24 protein-coding genes are annotated in these 16,092 nt (G+C 64.3%); 22 read left to right on the top strand and 2 right to left on the bottom strand.

Going from position 1 to position 16,092, the window contains the following annotated elements; all coding sequences use genetic code 11:
• The 8 genes from J3367_RS15910 to J3367_RS15875 all read left to right on the top strand — a co-directional run bounded on the left by J3367_RS15910 (position 1) and on the right by J3367_RS15875 (position 3,996).
• On the top strand, positions 1-408 hold the full coding sequence (locus J3367_RS15910; RefSeq protein WP_421461625.1) for a DUF4054 domain-containing protein: 408 nt from the start codon (positions 1-3) through the stop codon (positions 406-408).
• Positions 408-848, top strand: a complete 441-nt coding sequence (locus tag J3367_RS15905) for a hypothetical protein (protein ID WP_421461624.1) — start codon at positions 408-410, stop codon at positions 846-848. The genes J3367_RS15910 and J3367_RS15905 overlap by 1 nt, the downstream gene beginning before the upstream one ends.
• A gap of 2 nt (positions 849-850) precedes the next feature.
• Positions 851-1,183 (top strand): head-tail adaptor protein, encoded by a 333-nt coding sequence (locus J3367_RS15900; RefSeq protein WP_421461622.1) that lies wholly within the window; start codon positions 851-853, stop codon positions 1,181-1,183.
• Positions 1,180-1,674: a phage neck terminator protein gene (locus J3367_RS15895; protein WP_421461620.1), complete on the top strand. Its 495-nt coding sequence runs from the start codon at positions 1,180-1,182 to the stop codon at positions 1,672-1,674. The genes J3367_RS15900 and J3367_RS15895 overlap by 4 nt, the downstream gene beginning before the upstream one ends.
• Before the next feature lie 65 nt (positions 1,675-1,739).
• Positions 1,740-2,903, top strand: a complete 1,164-nt coding sequence (locus tag J3367_RS15890; RefSeq protein ID WP_421461618.1) for a DUF3383 family protein — start codon at positions 1,740-1,742, stop codon at positions 2,901-2,903.
• A 15-nt stretch (positions 2,904-2,918) separates the two neighbouring features.
• On the top strand, positions 2,919-3,347 hold the full coding sequence (locus tag J3367_RS15885) for a phage structural protein (RefSeq protein WP_370194371.1): 429 nt from the start codon (positions 2,919-2,921) through the stop codon (positions 3,345-3,347).
• An 8-nt stretch (positions 3,348-3,355) separates the two neighbouring features.
• Complete coding sequence (locus J3367_RS15880) at positions 3,356-3,808, top strand: phage tail assembly chaperone (RefSeq protein WP_421461616.1); 453 nt, start codon at positions 3,356-3,358, stop codon at positions 3,806-3,808.
• A 44-nt stretch (positions 3,809-3,852) separates the two neighbouring features.
• The gene (locus tag J3367_RS15875) at positions 3,853-3,996 is read left to right on the top strand and encodes a hypothetical protein (protein ID WP_421461614.1); all 144 of its coding nucleotides are present in this window, start codon (positions 3,853-3,855) and stop codon (positions 3,994-3,996) included.
• On the opposite strand, the gene J3367_RS15870 is transcribed toward J3367_RS15875, so the two are convergent.
• Positions 3,993-4,310 carry a hypothetical protein gene (locus tag J3367_RS15870; RefSeq protein ID WP_421461613.1) on the bottom strand — a complete coding sequence of 106 codons (318 nt, stop codon included), beginning with the start codon at positions 4,308-4,310 and terminating at the stop codon, positions 3,993-3,995. The two genes, J3367_RS15875 and J3367_RS15870, sit on opposite strands and share 4 nt — an antisense overlap.
• Positions 4,311-4,369: 59 nt before the next feature.
• Here J3367_RS15870 and J3367_RS15865 point away from each other — a divergent pair, with 59 nt between their 5' ends.
• Genes J3367_RS15865 through J3367_RS15820 form a run of 10 tightly spaced genes read left to right on the top strand, consistent with a single transcriptional unit; the run spans position 4,370 to position 12,404 of the window.
• On the top strand, positions 4,370-6,298 hold the full coding sequence (locus J3367_RS15865; protein WP_421461612.1) for a tape measure protein: 1,929 nt from the start codon (positions 4,370-4,372) through the stop codon (positions 6,296-6,298).
• Positions 6,295-6,906, top strand: coding sequence for a phage baseplate protein (locus tag J3367_RS15860; RefSeq protein ID WP_421461610.1), 612 nt, complete (start codon positions 6,295-6,297; stop codon positions 6,904-6,906). The genes J3367_RS15865 and J3367_RS15860 overlap by 4 nt, the downstream gene beginning before the upstream one ends.
• Positions 6,903-7,238 (top strand): phage baseplate plug family protein, encoded by a 336-nt coding sequence (locus J3367_RS15855; RefSeq protein WP_421461609.1) that lies wholly within the window; start codon positions 6,903-6,905, stop codon positions 7,236-7,238. Before J3367_RS15860 ends, J3367_RS15855 begins: the two co-directional genes overlap by 4 nt.
• Entirely contained in the window at positions 7,238-8,146 is a 909-nt protein-coding gene (locus J3367_RS15850) for a phage protein (RefSeq protein WP_421461607.1), read from the top strand. Before J3367_RS15855 ends, J3367_RS15850 begins: the two co-directional genes overlap by 1 nt.
• Positions 8,143-8,814 carry a Gp138 family membrane-puncturing spike protein gene (locus J3367_RS15845; RefSeq protein WP_421461605.1) on the top strand — a complete coding sequence of 224 codons (672 nt, stop codon included), beginning with the start codon at positions 8,143-8,145 and terminating at the stop codon, positions 8,812-8,814. The genes J3367_RS15850 and J3367_RS15845 overlap by 4 nt, the downstream gene beginning before the upstream one ends.
• Positions 8,811-9,185 (top strand): hypothetical protein, encoded by a 375-nt coding sequence (locus tag J3367_RS15840; protein ID WP_421461603.1) that lies wholly within the window; start codon positions 8,811-8,813, stop codon positions 9,183-9,185. Before J3367_RS15845 ends, J3367_RS15840 begins: the two co-directional genes overlap by 4 nt.
• Positions 9,185-10,084 carry a hypothetical protein gene (locus J3367_RS15835; protein ID WP_421461602.1) on the top strand — a complete coding sequence of 300 codons (900 nt, stop codon included), beginning with the start codon at positions 9,185-9,187 and terminating at the stop codon, positions 10,082-10,084. Before J3367_RS15840 ends, J3367_RS15835 begins: the two co-directional genes overlap by 1 nt.
• Entirely contained in the window at positions 10,074-10,772 is a 699-nt protein-coding gene (locus J3367_RS15830; RefSeq protein ID WP_421461600.1) for a DUF2612 domain-containing protein, read from the top strand. The genes J3367_RS15835 and J3367_RS15830 overlap by 11 nt, the downstream gene beginning before the upstream one ends.
• Positions 10,773-10,811: 39 nt before the next feature.
• A complete protein-coding gene (locus J3367_RS15825) occupies positions 10,812-11,828 on the top strand; it encodes a DUF2793 domain-containing protein (RefSeq protein ID WP_421461598.1) in 1,017 nt (338 codons plus the stop codon).
• Positions 11,829-11,831: 3 nt separating this feature from the next.
• Positions 11,832-12,404: a hypothetical protein gene (locus J3367_RS15820; protein WP_421461597.1), complete on the top strand. Its 573-nt coding sequence runs from the start codon at positions 11,832-11,834 to the stop codon at positions 12,402-12,404.
• 14 nt (positions 12,405-12,418) lie between these two features.
• On the opposite strand, the gene J3367_RS15815 is transcribed toward J3367_RS15820, so the two are convergent.
• Positions 12,419-13,747: a hypothetical protein gene (locus J3367_RS15815; protein WP_421461595.1), complete on the bottom strand. Its 1,329-nt coding sequence runs from the start codon at positions 13,745-13,747 to the stop codon at positions 12,419-12,421.
• 152 nt (positions 13,748-13,899) lie between these two features.
• Here J3367_RS15815 and J3367_RS15810 point away from each other — a divergent pair, with 152 nt between their 5' ends.
• The 4 genes from J3367_RS15810 to J3367_RS15795 all read left to right on the top strand — a co-directional run bounded on the left by J3367_RS15810 (position 13,900) and on the right by J3367_RS15795 (position 16,026).
• Positions 13,900-14,622 carry a peptidoglycan-binding protein gene (locus J3367_RS15810; protein ID WP_421461594.1) on the top strand — a complete coding sequence of 241 codons (723 nt, stop codon included), beginning with the start codon at positions 13,900-13,902 and terminating at the stop codon, positions 14,620-14,622.
• Between the two features lie 20 nt (positions 14,623-14,642).
• The gene (locus tag J3367_RS15805) at positions 14,643-14,999 is read left to right on the top strand and encodes a hypothetical protein (RefSeq protein ID WP_421461592.1); all 357 of its coding nucleotides are present in this window, start codon (positions 14,643-14,645) and stop codon (positions 14,997-14,999) included.
• Positions 15,000-15,234: 235 nt separating this feature from the next.
• Positions 15,235-15,687, top strand: coding sequence for a hypothetical protein (locus tag J3367_RS15800; RefSeq protein WP_421461590.1), 453 nt, complete (start codon positions 15,235-15,237; stop codon positions 15,685-15,687).
• 3 nt (positions 15,688-15,690) lie between these two features.
• Positions 15,691-16,026 (top strand): hypothetical protein, encoded by a 336-nt coding sequence (locus J3367_RS15795; protein WP_421461588.1) that lies wholly within the window; start codon positions 15,691-15,693, stop codon positions 16,024-16,026.
• Positions 16,027-16,092 lie beyond the last annotated feature (66 nt).

Raw genomic sequence — 16,092 nt, 5'->3', positions numbered from 1 at the left:
ATGGCCTACACCGTGCCGACCGCTGCCGCCCTGAAAGCTCGGTACGCCGAATTCGCGAATGTGCCCACGGAGACCGTTTCGGCGGTGATCGAGGACGCACAGCGGTCGGTTTCAACCTCATGGCTGGAGCGGGACTATGCCCCAGCCATCATGCTGCTGACTGCGCACATGCTGGTCACGGAAGGCGCGGTCGAGCGGGCCAACCCGGACGGCGACGGCGCGTCCAGCATGACGACGACGGGGGCAGTGAAGTCCTATCGCGTCGGCGAGGTGCAGGTGAGCTACGCCGGAACAGGCGAGGGGGCAGGAGCCGCGTCGGGCGATCTGTCGGGGCTTTCCGCCACCGAATACGGGAAGCGCTTCCTGGCGCTACGGCGAGCCAATTTCGGCGGGCCAATGGTCGCCTGATGTTCACCGGGAAAGTTGTTCGGACCACATATCTCGACGTGAACAAGGTCGCGGCTGCCTTGCGCGGCCCTTCGACCGTGAAAGTCGGGCTGCCCTCCGGCCAGGCGCCCGGCGATCTCGTCGCGATTGGCATCTATAACGAGTTCGGGACTCGCACCATTCCAGAGCGGCCGTTCATCAGAAATGCCGTTCGCGGGAACGACCACGGCATCCGCAGCGTGACCGGCAAAGCGGCGGCGCAGATCATGCGCGGAGAGATTTCGATGCAGGCCGCTATGGCCCGCCTCGGCATCTACTTCCAAGGCAAAATCCAAGCCGAAATTACGGCTCTCGACAGTCCTCCGAACGCGCCGTCGACCATCCGGCAGAAGGGCAGCTCGAATCCGCTCATCGACACCGGCCGCCTCCGGTCTTCGATATCTTGGAAAATCGAGGACTGACAATGCTCAACCTCGCCTCCGCCTTCAACGGCCACACGACCACCAGCGTCACGCACGAGCGCGATGCCGAAGGTGCCTATGTGAACGGCAAGTGGGTGCCGGGCGCGACGACCACGACGACCATCCGTGCCTCTATCCAGCCTCTCTCGGGCGATGAGTTCGCCAACCTCCCGTCGGGGATTCGCAGTGAGGCAAAAGACAAGATCATCACCCGCCACGAGCTGAAATCCGGCGATCGGATCATTGACGGCAATGCCAGCCACAAGGTGCTCCACATTGACAACTGGCAGAAGCTCGGCGGCTACACGCGGGCCATTCTCGGGGCTCTGCGATGACCGAGGTCGAGGTCCTGGACGCCACCCGCAACTGGATCGCCGACGCGACGGGCATTCTCTGGATCGACAGTTACCAGGGTGGGCCGGAGCCGGCAGAACCCTACGGCGTCATCAACCTGACGATGGCGGACGCGGTACACGAGCACCCGAGCGAATACGAATATCCGGTGACGGACGAAGGCACCGAGGACGAGACGATCCGCCAGGCGCCGGTGCGCGACTGGTTCTGGATGTTCTCGCTGAACGTCTACGGCGACGGCGGCAAGACGCTCCTACGCAAGATCAAGACGGCGCAGCACGTGCCCACGGCGCTGGAAAGCCTCGCTCCGCTGTCCCTGTTCGAGACATCGCAGATCCGCGACGCGACCGAGCTCCTGAACGAAGAGTGGCAGGCACGCGCGCAGATGGATCTGGAAATCCGCGGCATCGTCCGCGATGGCCTCGTCATCGACGTCGCCGAGACTGCCCCGGTCGAAGCGAGCCGGGTCTAACCGGGCAACCGCCCTCCCATCATCAAGCCTGGCCCGGTTAGGGCTTCAACCATGAGGTTCCCTCCATGGCACGACTCCCGTATTCCCGTGTCGTCAACGTGCAGCTCACCCGGCAGGACGCATTCCCGAGCCGGCGCGGCTTCGGCGTTCCGCTGTTCCTGACCTCCACGGCAGTCGCCGGCGAACTGGACGCGACGAACCTCACCAAGGTCTACGGATCGATGGAAGAGGTCGCCGCCGATTGGGATGCCGCCGACGATTTCTATCTGGCCGCCCAGCAGGCGTTCTCGCAGCGCCCGTCGCCGCTTCAGATCAAGGCCGGCTACTACGATGCCGCCGCGGTCGACGCCGGCGCCGATGCAGCCGCCAAGGCCGCGCTGCTGACCGATGCGTTGGACGCCATCCAGGACGTCGACCCGGGCTGGTACTGGCTCGATGTCGAGACCGATCTCCGCGACAGCCCGCTGCTCGATGGCGTCATTCCGTGGATCGAGGCACATCGGAAGATGGCGCTGATCACGTCCAACGACGCGCTGATGAAGGACGAGGCCGACACGACCAACGTCGCGGCCCGCTACAAGGGCACCGTGGAGCGCACGGCGATCTTCTGGCACGACAACGCCGCATACTTCCCCGGCTTCGCTCTGGCAGCCTTTCTCGGCACCTACAGCTTCGACAGCGCCAACTCGGCCTACACCGGCGCCTTCAAGTTCATCCGTGGCCTGCCGGCGTCCAATATCGGTTCCGCAGCGCTCCAGGCGATCACCGGCTTCGTGCCGGCGCTGGGCGAGGACAAGATCAGCGGCCACGTCGCCAATGCCTATGTCGATATCGGCGGCCGTAACCATACCCAGTTCGGCACGACCCTGACGCCCAACGTCTTCATCGACGAGATCCATTCGGGCGACTGGATGGTGGCGCGCATGGAGGAGGAGATCCTCGGCGTCCTCCTGAACAACGCCCGGGTCTCGTTCGACAATCCGGGCCTGAACCTTCTGGCCTCCGGCGCCCGCACGGTCATGCAGCAGGCCGACCGGGCCGGGCTGGTGGCGGTGGACTACGACGAGGAGACCGGCGAGCGTCTGCCGCCCTATGAGATCACCGTCCCGGACGTCTTCTCGGTCCCGGCCTCGCAGCGCAAGGCGCGCATCGCACCGCCGATCGTCGTCAACTATCGCGCTGCCGGCGCTGTGCATTACGCGCAGGCCCAGATCAACGTCCGCTACTGATAGGGGCCTCGGAAAATGGCACAGACCTCCGCGTACAGCTACATCGACGTCACCGCGACGATCAATCAGCGGTCTATCCTCGGCATGTGGGAGGGCGACGATGCGATCGCCGTCTCCGAGGGCGAGGACATCGGCACCGGCCTGATCGGCGCCGACGGCTCGGGCATCTTCTCCCAGCACGCCGGCAAGGGCGCGCAGATCTCGATCAAGCTGCAGCACACGTCGCCGACGCACCGCTACCTGACGCAGCTTCTTGAACAGCAGCGGGAAGGCGGGCTCAATGGCGTGCCGTTCACCGTCCAGGACCGGCGCTCGGGCGAGGGCGGCACGGCCGACAAGTGCTTCATCATGCAGGCGCCGGCTACCGAGAAGGGCAAGGCCGCGACCATGCGGGAATGGGTACTGTGGACGTCGCAGTATGACCGAAGCATCCCGAACGGTTGAGGTGACCCGTGGCTGAAAAGAAGATCGACGGCGTCCTCTACTCGGTGACGCCGATCCTCGCCAAGCGCGCGCTGGTTCTCCAGGCCCGTCTGACGAAGGTGCTGGGCCCGGCGATGCCTGCGATGGTCAAGGCCTTCGCCTCCCGCGTCGACCCGAAGACGGCGACTGACGCTCAGAAGGCCGAGGCCGACCGCATTGCGATGGAGGCGGGCCTACAGGCGCTGCGGGACATCTCCGAGAGTATCGACCCGGAAGCGTTCGGCAACCTCATCGAGGACATCGTCCAACTCGCCGAGGTGCAGGAAGGCGGGCGGTATCGCCGGGTCATCATGGATCAGGACTTCACCGGCAACCTGCAGGGCATTCTCCCGGTCGTCGGCTTCGTGCTTCAGGAGCAGTTCGGTGATTTTTTTACCGCACTCACGGCGAATGGAGCGCGAAAGCTTCCGGCAAAACCCTGAGTGAAGCCGAGATTGGCAAGATCGCGCCGAACCTGAACCTGTTCTTGTGGCGGCCGGTGATTTCCGAGCCGCCGCTGTGCACGCCCGGCGACCTCAATCAGTGGGTGACGCTGACCGATCTGATCGACATGCACGAGGCGCTGGACCTCAAGGGCGCGATGCAGCAACGGGCGATGGAGAAGGACTAGCTGCCGCTCTCGCATGAGCCTTCGCCGATCTGGCGCAGTTCGTCCCGCATGACTGCGGCATCCCAGATGCGGATCCGCACACGATCCCCGGCGGGCAAGCCTGCATCTGACATGACCAGGCAGAGATAGTTGGCGTAGCCGTCTCTGGACGAGCCATCATCTTGCATGGACACCCACAGCGTGCGGCCGCCGTTCTGAAACATCGCCTCAACGACCTTCGGCTCCGCACGGATCTCTTCCAGTGCGGCGTCTTTCCAATCGGCATGGGCAGCGGTCGAAAGCAGCATCGCAGCCGCGGTGATCAGGCTCCGCATCGGTCATCCTCCTCGATTCATCGCCCGAATATCGGCGTCCGCGTCCGAAGGATCAACGCATGATCGTTGACGAACTAGTCGCCATCCTCGGGTTCGACGTCCGCGGCGAGGGCGAGCTCCGGAAGTTCAATCAGGGCTTGGACGGCGCCGAGCGAAAGGCGCGTAGCTTCTCGAAGACGCTGGTGGCGCTCGGCGGGGCCGCGATTGGAGCACTTGGCGGTCTCGCGATTGGCCGGCAGGTCGGCGAATTCGTCAGTTCGATCGCCACGGTCAACGCGCAGTTTGAAACCTACGAAGCCACGCTCAAGACCATCACCGGGTCGGCAGAAGAAGCCCGCCGGTCGATGGACTGGATCACCGAGTTCGGCCGCACCACGCCCTACGAGGCTGGACAGGTCACGGAAGCCTTCGTCCGTCTGAAGTCCTACGGCATCGATCCGATGGACGGCTCACTTCGGACGGTCGGCGATGCGGCATCGGCCATGGGCAAGTCGCTCATGTCGGGCGTCGAGGCCATCGCGGATGCGGTGACCGGCGAGAACGAGCGCCTGAAGGAATTCGGCGTCCGCGCCAGTGCCGAAGGCGAGAACATCACCTACACCTGGACCGAGAACGGGAAGGTCCTCACCAAGACGGTCAAGAAGGACGCCGTTCAGATCCAGAAGGCCCTGATGGGCATCTTCGGCCGGTTCAACGGCGCGATGGACGAGCAGTCGAAGACCTGGGTCGGCATGACGTCGAACCTGTCCGATAGCTGGACGGAATTCCTCCGCGAGATCGGTGACGCCGGCTACTACGACGACATCAAGCGCCGGCTGCAGGGCACGCTGGACTTCGTGAACACGGCATTTGAAAGCGGCATGGTCGCTGACGTCGCAGGCGGCATCTCTCGCGGCCTGATCGCGGCCTTGAACACCACCACGCATCTCGCGACCCAGGCATGGCGCGTCGGCGCGGCATTCTTCCATGCTGCTGACGGTGTTCTCGACCTCACGTCCCGCGTCACCGGGCTTTCCAAGGGCATGTCCGCCGCTGGTCTCGGCGCCGGGCTCCTCGCATCGTCGGCCATGGGCCGCGGCATCCTCATGGCGGTAGCTCGCCGGGTGCCGTTCGTTGCGGCCGCGCTGGCGATGGACGACATCATCTCCGGCCTGAACGGCGACAACAGCCTCGTCGGATCCACGGAGGCAGGCCAGCAGGCGCTCGACGGGCTGAAGGAGAAGTTCACGGCGCTGCAGACCGCGGCGACCGGCTTCGCGGACAGCCTCGGCTCGGTGCGCGACCGCATTGCAGAAGCCCTGACCCTGCCAGACATGCCGGATCTCGGCGTGCAGATGGAGGGCATCCTTGCGCGCCCGGCCGAGATGATCGACCGGACGCTCAAGAGCTTTGAGCAACTGGTGACCGATCCCGGCCAGTACGCCATCGACCTGATGACGACGGGCGTCAACAACCTGTCCGCCGCGATGGAAAACGTGGCGTCGGTGCTGACCGCGCTGTCGTCGCCGATCGAATCCATCAAGTCGGCCATCGAGAGCCTGAAGGCCACGCTGGCTTCGCTCGACGCGATGCTGCCGGGCGCGGGCGGGACGGCGCAGGCCAACCCCGGCGCCGGCAAGGTCGCGACCACGGGCCAGACCACTCGCGCTCCTTCATCGTCTGGCGGCTCCACGGGCATGGTCGATCTCATTCGATCTGGCGCTCAGACCGTTGAAGGCATGAAGGCGGAATACGGGCTGACCGAGGAGGCCATCATGAAGGTGGCGCTCGATCTGTCGCAGTTCCTTGCGCCGGCCAATCAGGCTCTGGCGATCCAGGCTGACCTGTCCCGTGGCGTCAACGCAGTCGCCAATCTCGATATTTCGCAGTGGATGGCGAACGCTGACCGGGCCGAGACGCGTCTTCGGAACCTGCAGGCAGCAGCCGGCGGGGCATCGGGCGCCGTCCGGTCCCGTCCCCAGGTCGCACAATCGGCAGCAGCCCCATGAGCGCGATCCTCTTCTCCCGAGCCATCGGGCCGGTGCCGATCGCGGTCGTGGAATCCGAGCAGCCGGAAAGCGTTCTGTCGATCACGGAGATCCCGCTCGAAAATGGCGCTGTTTGTACAGACCATGCCCACATGGAACCGGAGCGGCTGACCTGGAACGTCGTCACGGACAATGCAGCAGTGACCTGGCAGGCGCTGAAGGCATGGCAGGCGGCGCGCATTCCGTTCACGGTCGTCTCCGGCTTCGATGTCCACACCGATCTGCTGATCAAGCGCATTGCCCCGGAGCGGACCTCGCAGTTCAGCCGGGTGTTCCGCGGCAAGGTCGAGTTCCAGAAGGTGCTGATCCTCTCGTCGGCCTCAGTGCCCGGCGATGCATCCGCCATTGGCGAGAGCGGGCGCAGGGGCAGCGAAGCATCTTCCGGTGGGGGCAAGAACCCCGGCGGGGCGAAATCGCGCCGTGCGGCCACGCCTGCGGCTTCCCGAGCATCCGGGCCGGCAACGGTCGATCGGGCATCGGGCACGGTCAACCGCGGCGACGCGCGCACCACTCCGGTCCCTGCCGATAGCGGCCGGGGCTCATCCATCATCTATGGGCTCACCCAATGATCGAGCTTCCAGTGATCGACGCGGCAGACCAGGAGTTCTCGGTCGTGCTTATGAACCGGCGGGCGACGTTCCGGCTGCGCTATGCGCCGTTCTCGGATCGCTGGTCGCTGGATCTGTCCCTCGATGACGAACCGGTGCTGCATGGGCGCCGGATCGTGCTGGGGGTCGATCTTCTGGCCGCGTTCAACTTCGGGCTCGGGCATCTGGTGGCCGCGACGGCGCAGGAGGGCGGCACTGCGGTTCCCGGCCGGAACGAACTGCCGAACGGCGTCGTGCGGCTCTACCACTTCACCGACGTGGATATCGCAACGGCCATTGCGGCGAGGGGCTGATGGCCGAGTTCTATCTCAGGAAGGTCCGCATCTATCTCCGCAAGAACGGCAAGGTCGTGCACACGATCAACCCGGGCGACGAGACGGATGAGCAGATCCAGGTCCAGTTCGCGATATCCAAGAGCCTGTCCTCGACCGCGAACACCGCACTGATCGATATCTGGAACCTCGCCGAAGGCACACGGAACGCGATGGGCAAGGAGTTCGACGGGATCATCTTGGAGGCCGGCTACATCCCGCCTTCGGGCGGATCGAACGTCGGCGTGATCTTCGCGGGCAACCTTCGGGACGTCGAGCACAAGCGCGACGGCGACGACATCATCAGCACCGTCCAGTGCGGCGATGGGGACGCCGCGATCCGCCGGGCGACGATCAACAAGACCTTCCCGGCCGGGACAAAGGTCGGCGAGGTCGTGGACGAGCTGCAGGCGCAGTTCGAAAAGGAAGGCATTGCCCGCGGCGAGGTGAAGGGGCTGGACGGTCTCCCGGCGTTCAAGCGCCCCTATTCGGCCTGCGGGGATTGCTCACGAGAGATGGACAGGATCGGCCGCAGCAACAAGCTGCACTGGTCGATCCAGAACGAGACGTTCGAGGTGGTGCCCGGCGATGGCTACCTCGGCGGTATCGCGCTCCTGACGCCATCGACCGGCCTCATCGGCGTGCCGTCCATCACCGACAACGGAGTGAAGGCTGATGCCTTCCTCAACCCGCAGATCAGGCCCGGCCGCCGGGTGCAGATCGAGAGCGAGACGCTGGAGATGAATGCCGAAGGCGGGATGTACCGCGTCGGCTCCTGCGACTTCCAGGGCAACAACCGGAACGGCGACTTCAAGGTGTCGATCCACGGCGAGCGCGTGGCGGGCGGCAAGGTCGACGAGGGCGTGGCGAAGGAGAAGCTGAAGCGATGAGCGGATTTGGCTACGTCTCAAAGACCAATACGCTGCTGGAAGATCTGATCGATACGCGCATCAGGAACGACCGCGAGGACCAATGGGGACCGATGGACGGCGAGATCGTCGCCTTTGACCCGGCCAAGCAGACCGCCACCGTGAGGCCATTCTATCGCAAGAACCTCGCGGGTGTTCCCACTCAGGTGGCAGACCTGCAGGAAGTGCCGATCGAGTTCCCGCGGGCAGGATCGGGCGCCATCACGCATCCGGTGAAAGTCGGGGACCGCGTCCGGCTCACCCCGAAGATGCGTGACAGCACGAGCTATGACGTCGATGGCGGCGCCTACGATGCGGCGTCCGAGCGGTCGTTCAACCTGTCGGACATGACGGCCACGGTCGTCGGCGGCGACAGCATCTCGAGCCCGATCCAGAACTTCGACCCTGCGAACACCCACATCCGGTTCAGCGAGGATGGATCGTTCGGTTTGCGCGGCTCGGCCGACGGCAAGTTCAAGATCGAGGGCAGCGAGGGCAACCTCTACGACATCCTCGCGACCTTCATGGAGCTCGTCGCTTCCGATCAACTGGCGATCGCCTACGGCTCGTCAGCCGGCACCGGACACGCGCTGCAGAACCGCGCGGCGCTGATGGATCTCGCGGCCAAGGTGAGGGCGATGGCGCTATGACGGTCTCCCGCATCGGCCTCGCGCTGCGCCCGAACGAGAACGGCATCCACGACATCGCACTGACCGCCGACGGCAACCTCGACATGGTGACGGACGCCGAGGCCATCGGCCAGCACGCGCGTCAAAGGGTGATGACGCATCTCGCAGAATGGTACCTGGACACGACCTGCGGCGTGCCCTGGCTGGACCAGATCATGGGCCGGCAGTTCGATCCGGCGCTGTCGGAGAGCGTCATCAAGAAAGAGCTGATCGAGACCGACGGCGTGACGGCGATCGAGGCCTTCTCGCTCTCGTTCAACCGCACCCTCCGCGGGCTCAACGTCACCCGCGCCACGCTCGCAACCGAATACGATGAAGAGGTGACCGTGTAATGGCGACAGGTGTTCAGCCGACCGGCTTCATCCTCCCGACGCTGGCGGAAATCCTCGACCAGATCGAGCAGGAGAACATCGCCATCCTCGGGCCCGGCCTCGTCCAGACGCCACAGTCGCCGATGGGACAGTTGAACGGGCTGCGGGCCGAACGGGAACGGGTGCTGTGGGAGGTCGCGCTCGCGGCCTACCAGTCCTACGACCCGAACCAGTCCGAAGGCATCCCGCTGGAACGCTTGGCTGCGCTCCGGCTGATCACCCGCCAGCCTGGCGAGACCGATGCCGACCTGGCGCAAGCCATCACCAATGCCGGCGTGGCCAACACTCGAGACGCGGACTTCTATCGCGCCATCATCGGTGTGACCGGCGTCTCATGGGCGAAGGTCTACACCAACGACGGGACCGTGGTGGACGACAATGGCCTCGATGCCCATTCGGTCGCTGTCGTTGCCCTCGGCGGAGTTGACGAGGAAATCGCACTGGTGGCCCGACGGTACATCGTGCCGGGGATCACGGCGTTCGGAAACACCCGCGTCGAGACCGAGATCGATGGCTTCTGCCGGACCATATACATCGAGCGCCCCGCTGAAATCCCGACCACGCTCGAGGTGGACATCTACAAGTGGGCCGATGCCGGCGGTTGTCCGCCCGACCCGACGCAGGCGATCGCCGAGGAGTTGGTGCTGAACCTGACCGGTGCCGCCCGGCCGCGCAACGGCGTGACCTTGACCCGGCACACCATCGCCCAGGCGCTCTGCACCAAGCCGAATGTCGAGGTCGTCGCTGTGCGCGGCGCGAAGAACGACGGCACTCCCGTCTCCCTGCCGCTGGCCTTCACCTTCAATGAGATCCCGCTCATCACCCTGGCGAACGTGACGATCAATGTCCTTGAACCGTGATGACTTCGTAGAGGCGGCAACTGACCGCGTCCTGACGCAATACAGGGAAAGCTCAAACCTCCTCGGTATCGTCCGGTATGACGTCGGGCAGATCGCGGACGTCGCGGCCGAGATTGACAGCATTCCGTCTTTCTTCGACATCGACACGGCAGTCGGCGACCAGCTGACCCTCATCGGAGCCCGCCTCGGCTGGCCGCGTTGCCACTGCGTCTGCGTCATCCCGCCGTTGTTCGGCTATCCCTGCGAGCCAGCCAACCCCAACCTGACGATCGTCGGCTACTGCGAGGATGCGGTCTTCTACGGCTGTTATGCGGCCGGGTCCGGCGATCTCTGCCTGAACGACGACGAGGTCTACCGCGGATACGTCAAGGCGCGGCGTTACCAGGCTCTGCAGCGATACAGCATCGATGACCTGCAGGCGGCGGCCCGGCATATCTGGGGCGAGGATGCCTATGCCGTAAATATGGAGCAGGCGAGGGCGTGTGTAGCGCCCGGCCGAGCCCTGACCGATGCGGAAACCCGGGAGCTTCCACTCGCCTTCCGCGTCCTGCCGTTTGCGTCGGGCATCACAACCTATGTCCACGACGGTGACGGGCTCATATTCGGCTACGGCGCCGGCTGGGCCGGCTACTGCGAAGACGCGGGCTACTTCTGCCCGACCCGCGTTGATCCCTTCGTCTGCGCCTGACGGCGCCTCCCGACATCATGCCAACTGACGAGGTGCCTCATGGCATATGAGCTACCGTTCCCAATCGTATGGGCGGAGAACAGTGAAAACCTGCGCAATCCGACAGTCTCCGAGCAGGATCAGGGATTCGAGTGCGGTGCCACCGGGCTGCGGGAACTGCACAATCGCCTGTTCCAGGATCTGCAGCAGGCGATCAATGCTCTGTCTCTCGGAAACGGCCGCACCGACATTCCCGTCAACGGCTGGCAATCGGCGCCTCCGGGCTCGCCCACGGATGGTGATCGATACATCGTCAAGACGACCGGAACGGGCGCGTGGAGTGGGCATGACGACCAGATCGCCATCTGGACCGGCGATAATTGGGTGTTCGCCGATCCGGCTACGGGGCTGCAGGCAAACTATATTTCTGGAACGGACTTCGTCGTCATCTGGTTCGACGGGTCGATCTGGCAGCAGCCCGCTAGGACGCTTGGTCTGATCACGGTTTTTGGGCCGGGTTCAACATCATGGGTGTGCCCACCTAACGTCACCAGTGTCAAAGCAACAGGATGCGGCGGAGGCGGTGGCGGCGGTGGATCATCAACCGGATCCGGTGCGGGTGGTGGCGGATCGGGCGGGGCAGTCTTTATTGGGGTTTATCCTGTCGTACCGGGCGTTTCCTACGCTGTCGTAGTCGGAGCCGGTGGATCGGGCGGTCAAGGTGGTGTGGCCGGCGGCGCAGGCGGTGTGACGTCATTCAGCACCTTTGCTACGGCCCCTGGAGGCAATGGCGGCAGCGGTGCGACTACTTCACCCACTGGTGGCGGGGCCGGTACAGCGCCCGCAACAGGTGGCCTAATTAACTGGCCTGGAGGTACTGGCAGTGGCGGTTCGATTGTCAGCAGTTCGCTTGTCGGAGGTACTGGCGGAGGATCGTACGGACAGGGTGCATGCAATCTGCCAGCCAGCGGCAGCGGGACAGGCATCAATGGCGGATTGCCGGGTATAGGAGGCAATGGCGGCGGTGCAGCTACGGGCGGCGCCGGCGGTCCCGGCCAGCTCGTTTTGGAGTATTGACCGATGAAGAAAGCTCTTGTCGTTGATGATGTAATCAGCGAGTTCCCTAAGCCCCCGGAAGGGTTCACACTGCAGGAGAGCCTTCACCCGGACGTCTTTGCAGCGCTAATCGAAGTTCCACTTATTGCTGAGGCCGGTTGGGTGCTACGTGGCGGTGCGGTATTGGCGCCGTCAGGTCCCGGTCTTAAGGCTCTGAAAGATTCGGCATCAAGTGCCGTCAACGCTAAGCGCGACGCCACAATCGCCAGCGGCTACCGGCACAATTTCGGCGGCTCCGCCGGGAGCCGAACACTCGATCAGCGCACCGAACTGGACGCCATCAACTGGCTCGGCCTCAAAGGCATCGCCGACAGCGCCATCGCTGCCGGACATGGTTCGGCACCGATCGCCATCCGTGACGCCAACGACGACACCTTCGATGCCTCGGCCAATGTGGTTTCGAGCGCGATGGTGGCGATGGGCCAGTGGCGCGGTGCCGTCATGGCAAGGGCATGGGCGTTGAAGGACGCGATCAGGGAGGCTGCCGACGAGACCGATCTCGAAGCAATTGATATTGATGCCGGCTGGCCCGGATGAACTGCGCCGACAGCCTACCGGAGAGGCACCAGATATTGCGTAGCGAGTGTCTCCTGTCCGAGTAGGACATCTTGGAGCGTGAGGTCGTAAGGGTCGGCAAAGGGTGGCGTGACCAGACCTCGCATGATCTCGCCCCCCGCGGTGGGGAGCCCAGCGACGAAGCATGCGACCATAAGCGTGCGCCGGTAGCCGGTTTGGATGAGCGTTCCGGCGGCGAGGGCCGCAAAAATCCCGATTGCGGGCAAGCACCCGCGCATCGTCAGGTCGTTGAAGGCACCGACCCTCGTAAGGGTAAGCGCGATCACGAACCCCCCGCAGATTAGCAGCAGAGGGGTTGTGGAGGGTCTCGAAATAGAGATGGCCGCGCCGATTGCCGCGATCTCCAAAAAAACAAACCAACCCCATACGGGCCAAGAAAAACCCGGGTAGCCAATGGAAAGTCCTACTGGAATATCGCCAGTCCCCTCGCCCAAGTACAGTATTGCGGGAATGACGAGTGCGGGGCCAGCGACGTAGTTTGCGGTCGTGAGGGCATGACGCCAGCCAGAGTGCCACATCGCCCATAGCGCGACAGGGGCCATTCCGATCGCCGCGAAAGGGGACCATAAAAGAATTGCAGCGGCCAAGGGTCCTCCAAACGCCAAAGCGCGCTCGGGGTAGCGTAGGAATAACATTGCACCAATCCACGCCGGGATCGCGTGTTGGGGGGTCCAGAACACACTGGTGACGTTCGACGGAAGAGACGCGAACCCGGCCCACCATTCCAGATGTTGCCAATGGCCCGGCTCGTAGCCCGTGATCCACATCCCCAAAACGTCAGCACCGCTGAAGCAAATGAAAATCAATCCAGCGGAGAACAATTGTGATGGTCGCTGTAAGTCTCTGAACGCTAAGCGCAAGACGATGAACAAGCCCAGACCTGTCCACGCGAATATGGCAAGGCCTGTGAAGCTCTTGCCCAATATCTTCGCGGCGAGCGCAGGCATCACGTACCAGCCAAGAGAATAACGCAGCGTCGCCGGGCCTTGCCCAATATCGATCGTTGGCGGCCAAGCATTATCTCGCAACGTGTTGAAAAGCGCGTAGTGCTTGGTCCAATCGCCGTTCGGCTGAAATGGCGGCAGGACCCCCGAAAGCCATACTGCTCCAGCCGCTACTATCATCAACGGCCAGTAGTAGCTCAGATTGGGAGCTTCGTCGCCACTGAGGTTTTCTTGTTGGCGATAAGCGTATGCCGCAGCGGCTAACCCTAGTAGCGACAAGAGCACCATCGGCCAACTGCTGAAGGCCAGCAGAACGATGGCCGCCGGAACGAGAAGGTAGAGAACTGCGAGGGTGAACAAAGCTGGCCGATCTATCTGTCAGGTATGTTGGCCTGCGTAAGGCACGCATGCTGAAATCGCAAATTCTGGCAATTCACTGACCCATACCGCTTCCCTTCGCCCGCCCGGTCCAGCCGCGGCGGGCTTTTTCGTGCCCGCATCGGAGATCCACCATGACTTTTGAGAAGTGGCTGCAGAGCCGGCTGACCGCCCACGGATTTTCGTGCGGGGTGATCGACGGCATCATTGGGCCCGTCACGCTGGCTGCCCTCAAAGCCTTCGAGCGGGCACATGGCCTGACTATTGACGGCATGGCCGACCCGAAGGTGGTGAAGGCGCTCCGGGCCTCCGCATCGGCTGTATCGCCGTCGACGATGGCCGACATCCCCGACCGGAATGCGGAGCCGGACGAGACACCGGGCGCGGTAAAGAACACATGGCCGCGCCAGCGGGACGTGACGAGCTTCTACGGCGCCGTCGGCACCCGGCAGACCCGGGTCGAGATCCCGTTCGACATGGTTCTGGCGTGGGACAAGAGCGTCCGCATCCGCCGGATCACCATGCATGAGAAGGTCGCGGCGTCAGCTGAGCGCGTGTTCCAGCGGCTCGCCGGCCTCTACTCCACCCGCGAGCGCGAAGACCTGGGGCTCCACCTGTTCGGGGGCTCGCTCAACGTGCGTCGGATGCGCGGCGGGTCCGCCTATTCGATGCACTCATGGGGCATCGCCATCGACTTCGATCCGATCCGCAATCAGCTGAAATGGAAGGCACCGCGGCCCCGTCTCTCTCAAGCGGACGCGCTGCCTTTCTGGAAGTGCTGGGAGGACGAAGGCTGGATGTCGCTCGGCCGCGCCCGGGACTTCGACTGGATGCATGTCCAAGCCGCTCGCCTCTGATCCCTGACTGGAGAACCTCAATGGAAAATGCCATCGACATCACGCTCGCCGTCGTCCTGCCGCTGCTCGCCACGGTACTGACGACGATCGCCATTCCGGCAGCCATCGCCTGGCTGAAGGCGAACAACGTCATCAAGGACGAGGCCCGGGCGAAGCTCCTGCAGTCGGCGCTGGAGAATGCGGCGCTGACCGCCATCGCGCGGGCAGGGGGTGCGCCCATCATCCCGGCGGTGACCTCGGACGCCACCGGCGCGGCGATCGCCTACGTGAAGGCGTCCGTGCCTGACACGGTGCGGCAGCTGGGGCTTTCCGACAGCAAGATCGCCGATCTCGTCGTGCCCCATATCCAGCGGCAGATGGACAGGGCGAAGCCGTGAGCGCGTGGCGCTGGACGGCATGGGCGGTCGGGGTCGCTCTGGTCGCCGCCGCGGTGCTGTGGCTGTTCACGCCGGCCCATGCGGCGCCGACGCCCCGGCAGCCGCTACGCCTGGCCGACCTCGACTGTGACCGCGCCGGAACCGTGCCTGCCATCCGGCTGGATCGGCAGGGGCGGATGGAAGTCTCGTGGCGGGACGGGCGCGGTTGTGTCCGGTGGTCGCTCTGGGTGCCGCGATGATCGTGTTCCGCGTCTACCGAGGGATTGCGGATCACTTCCCGATCCGCTTCACCGAGTGGGTGATGATGCTGCCGACCTTCGGCATGGCGGCCGCGTTCAAGGCGTCACCCGATATGTTCGCCGTGTCGCCGTCATTCGATCTGCTCGGACGATGGGCGGAGGAGGCGACGTGGGGCCTGATCGTTCTCGCCTGCGGCGTCGTTCGACTGGCGGCGCTGACGGTAAACGGGACTTTCAAGGGTTTTCGCTTCTCGCCGCATCTGCGGTTTGGGGCGTCGCTCGCCGGCATCGTGTTCTGGTCGCAGTTCACGCTCGGCTTTCTCATCGCATGGCTCACCGGCCAGGGCGCCCCGTCCGCGGTCGTCGCCTATGGGACGTTCTGCGCCATGGAGCTCGCGAACCTCGTCCGGTCGGGCTCCGACATCGGCAAAGACATCCGGGGCGAGTAGTGCATGGACTGGAGCGTGATCGACTTCGAGAAGGCGGCCAATGGCATCCTCATTCTCGTCACCGGCCTTCTGGGCTATTTCGGAATTCGCAGGGGGCTTCGCGCTCCGTCCCGTTCGCAGGAGAACGATGGTCACACTGTCGAGGTGGCCGGCGCGCTCGTCGATAGCGCAGCCGTGCGGCAACTGTCTGGGGAGGTGACCGGACAGGCTATCGCCATCACCGAGCAGTGCGTTGCAACGAAAGCCCAGACCGAGGCCATTCGGGAATCGTCGCGGGCAGTGCTGGCGTTGAAGGAGGAGGTGCAGGAGCTCCGCCACGAGATGAGTCGACGTCGCTGATGGAAACGATCGCGCAAACTGAGGGCCGTACGCAGATGGGTCCGGCCTTGCGGTCGGACCCATCTG

This window comes from Aurantimonas sp. NFXS3, assembly GCF_049132005.1.
Classification (GTDB): Bacteria; Pseudomonadota; Alphaproteobacteria; order Rhizobiales; family Rhizobiaceae; genus Aurantimonas; species Aurantimonas coralicida.
The sequence above is the reverse complement of the archived record's forward strand: the minus strand, read 5'-3'. Positions and strand labels throughout refer to the sequence as shown.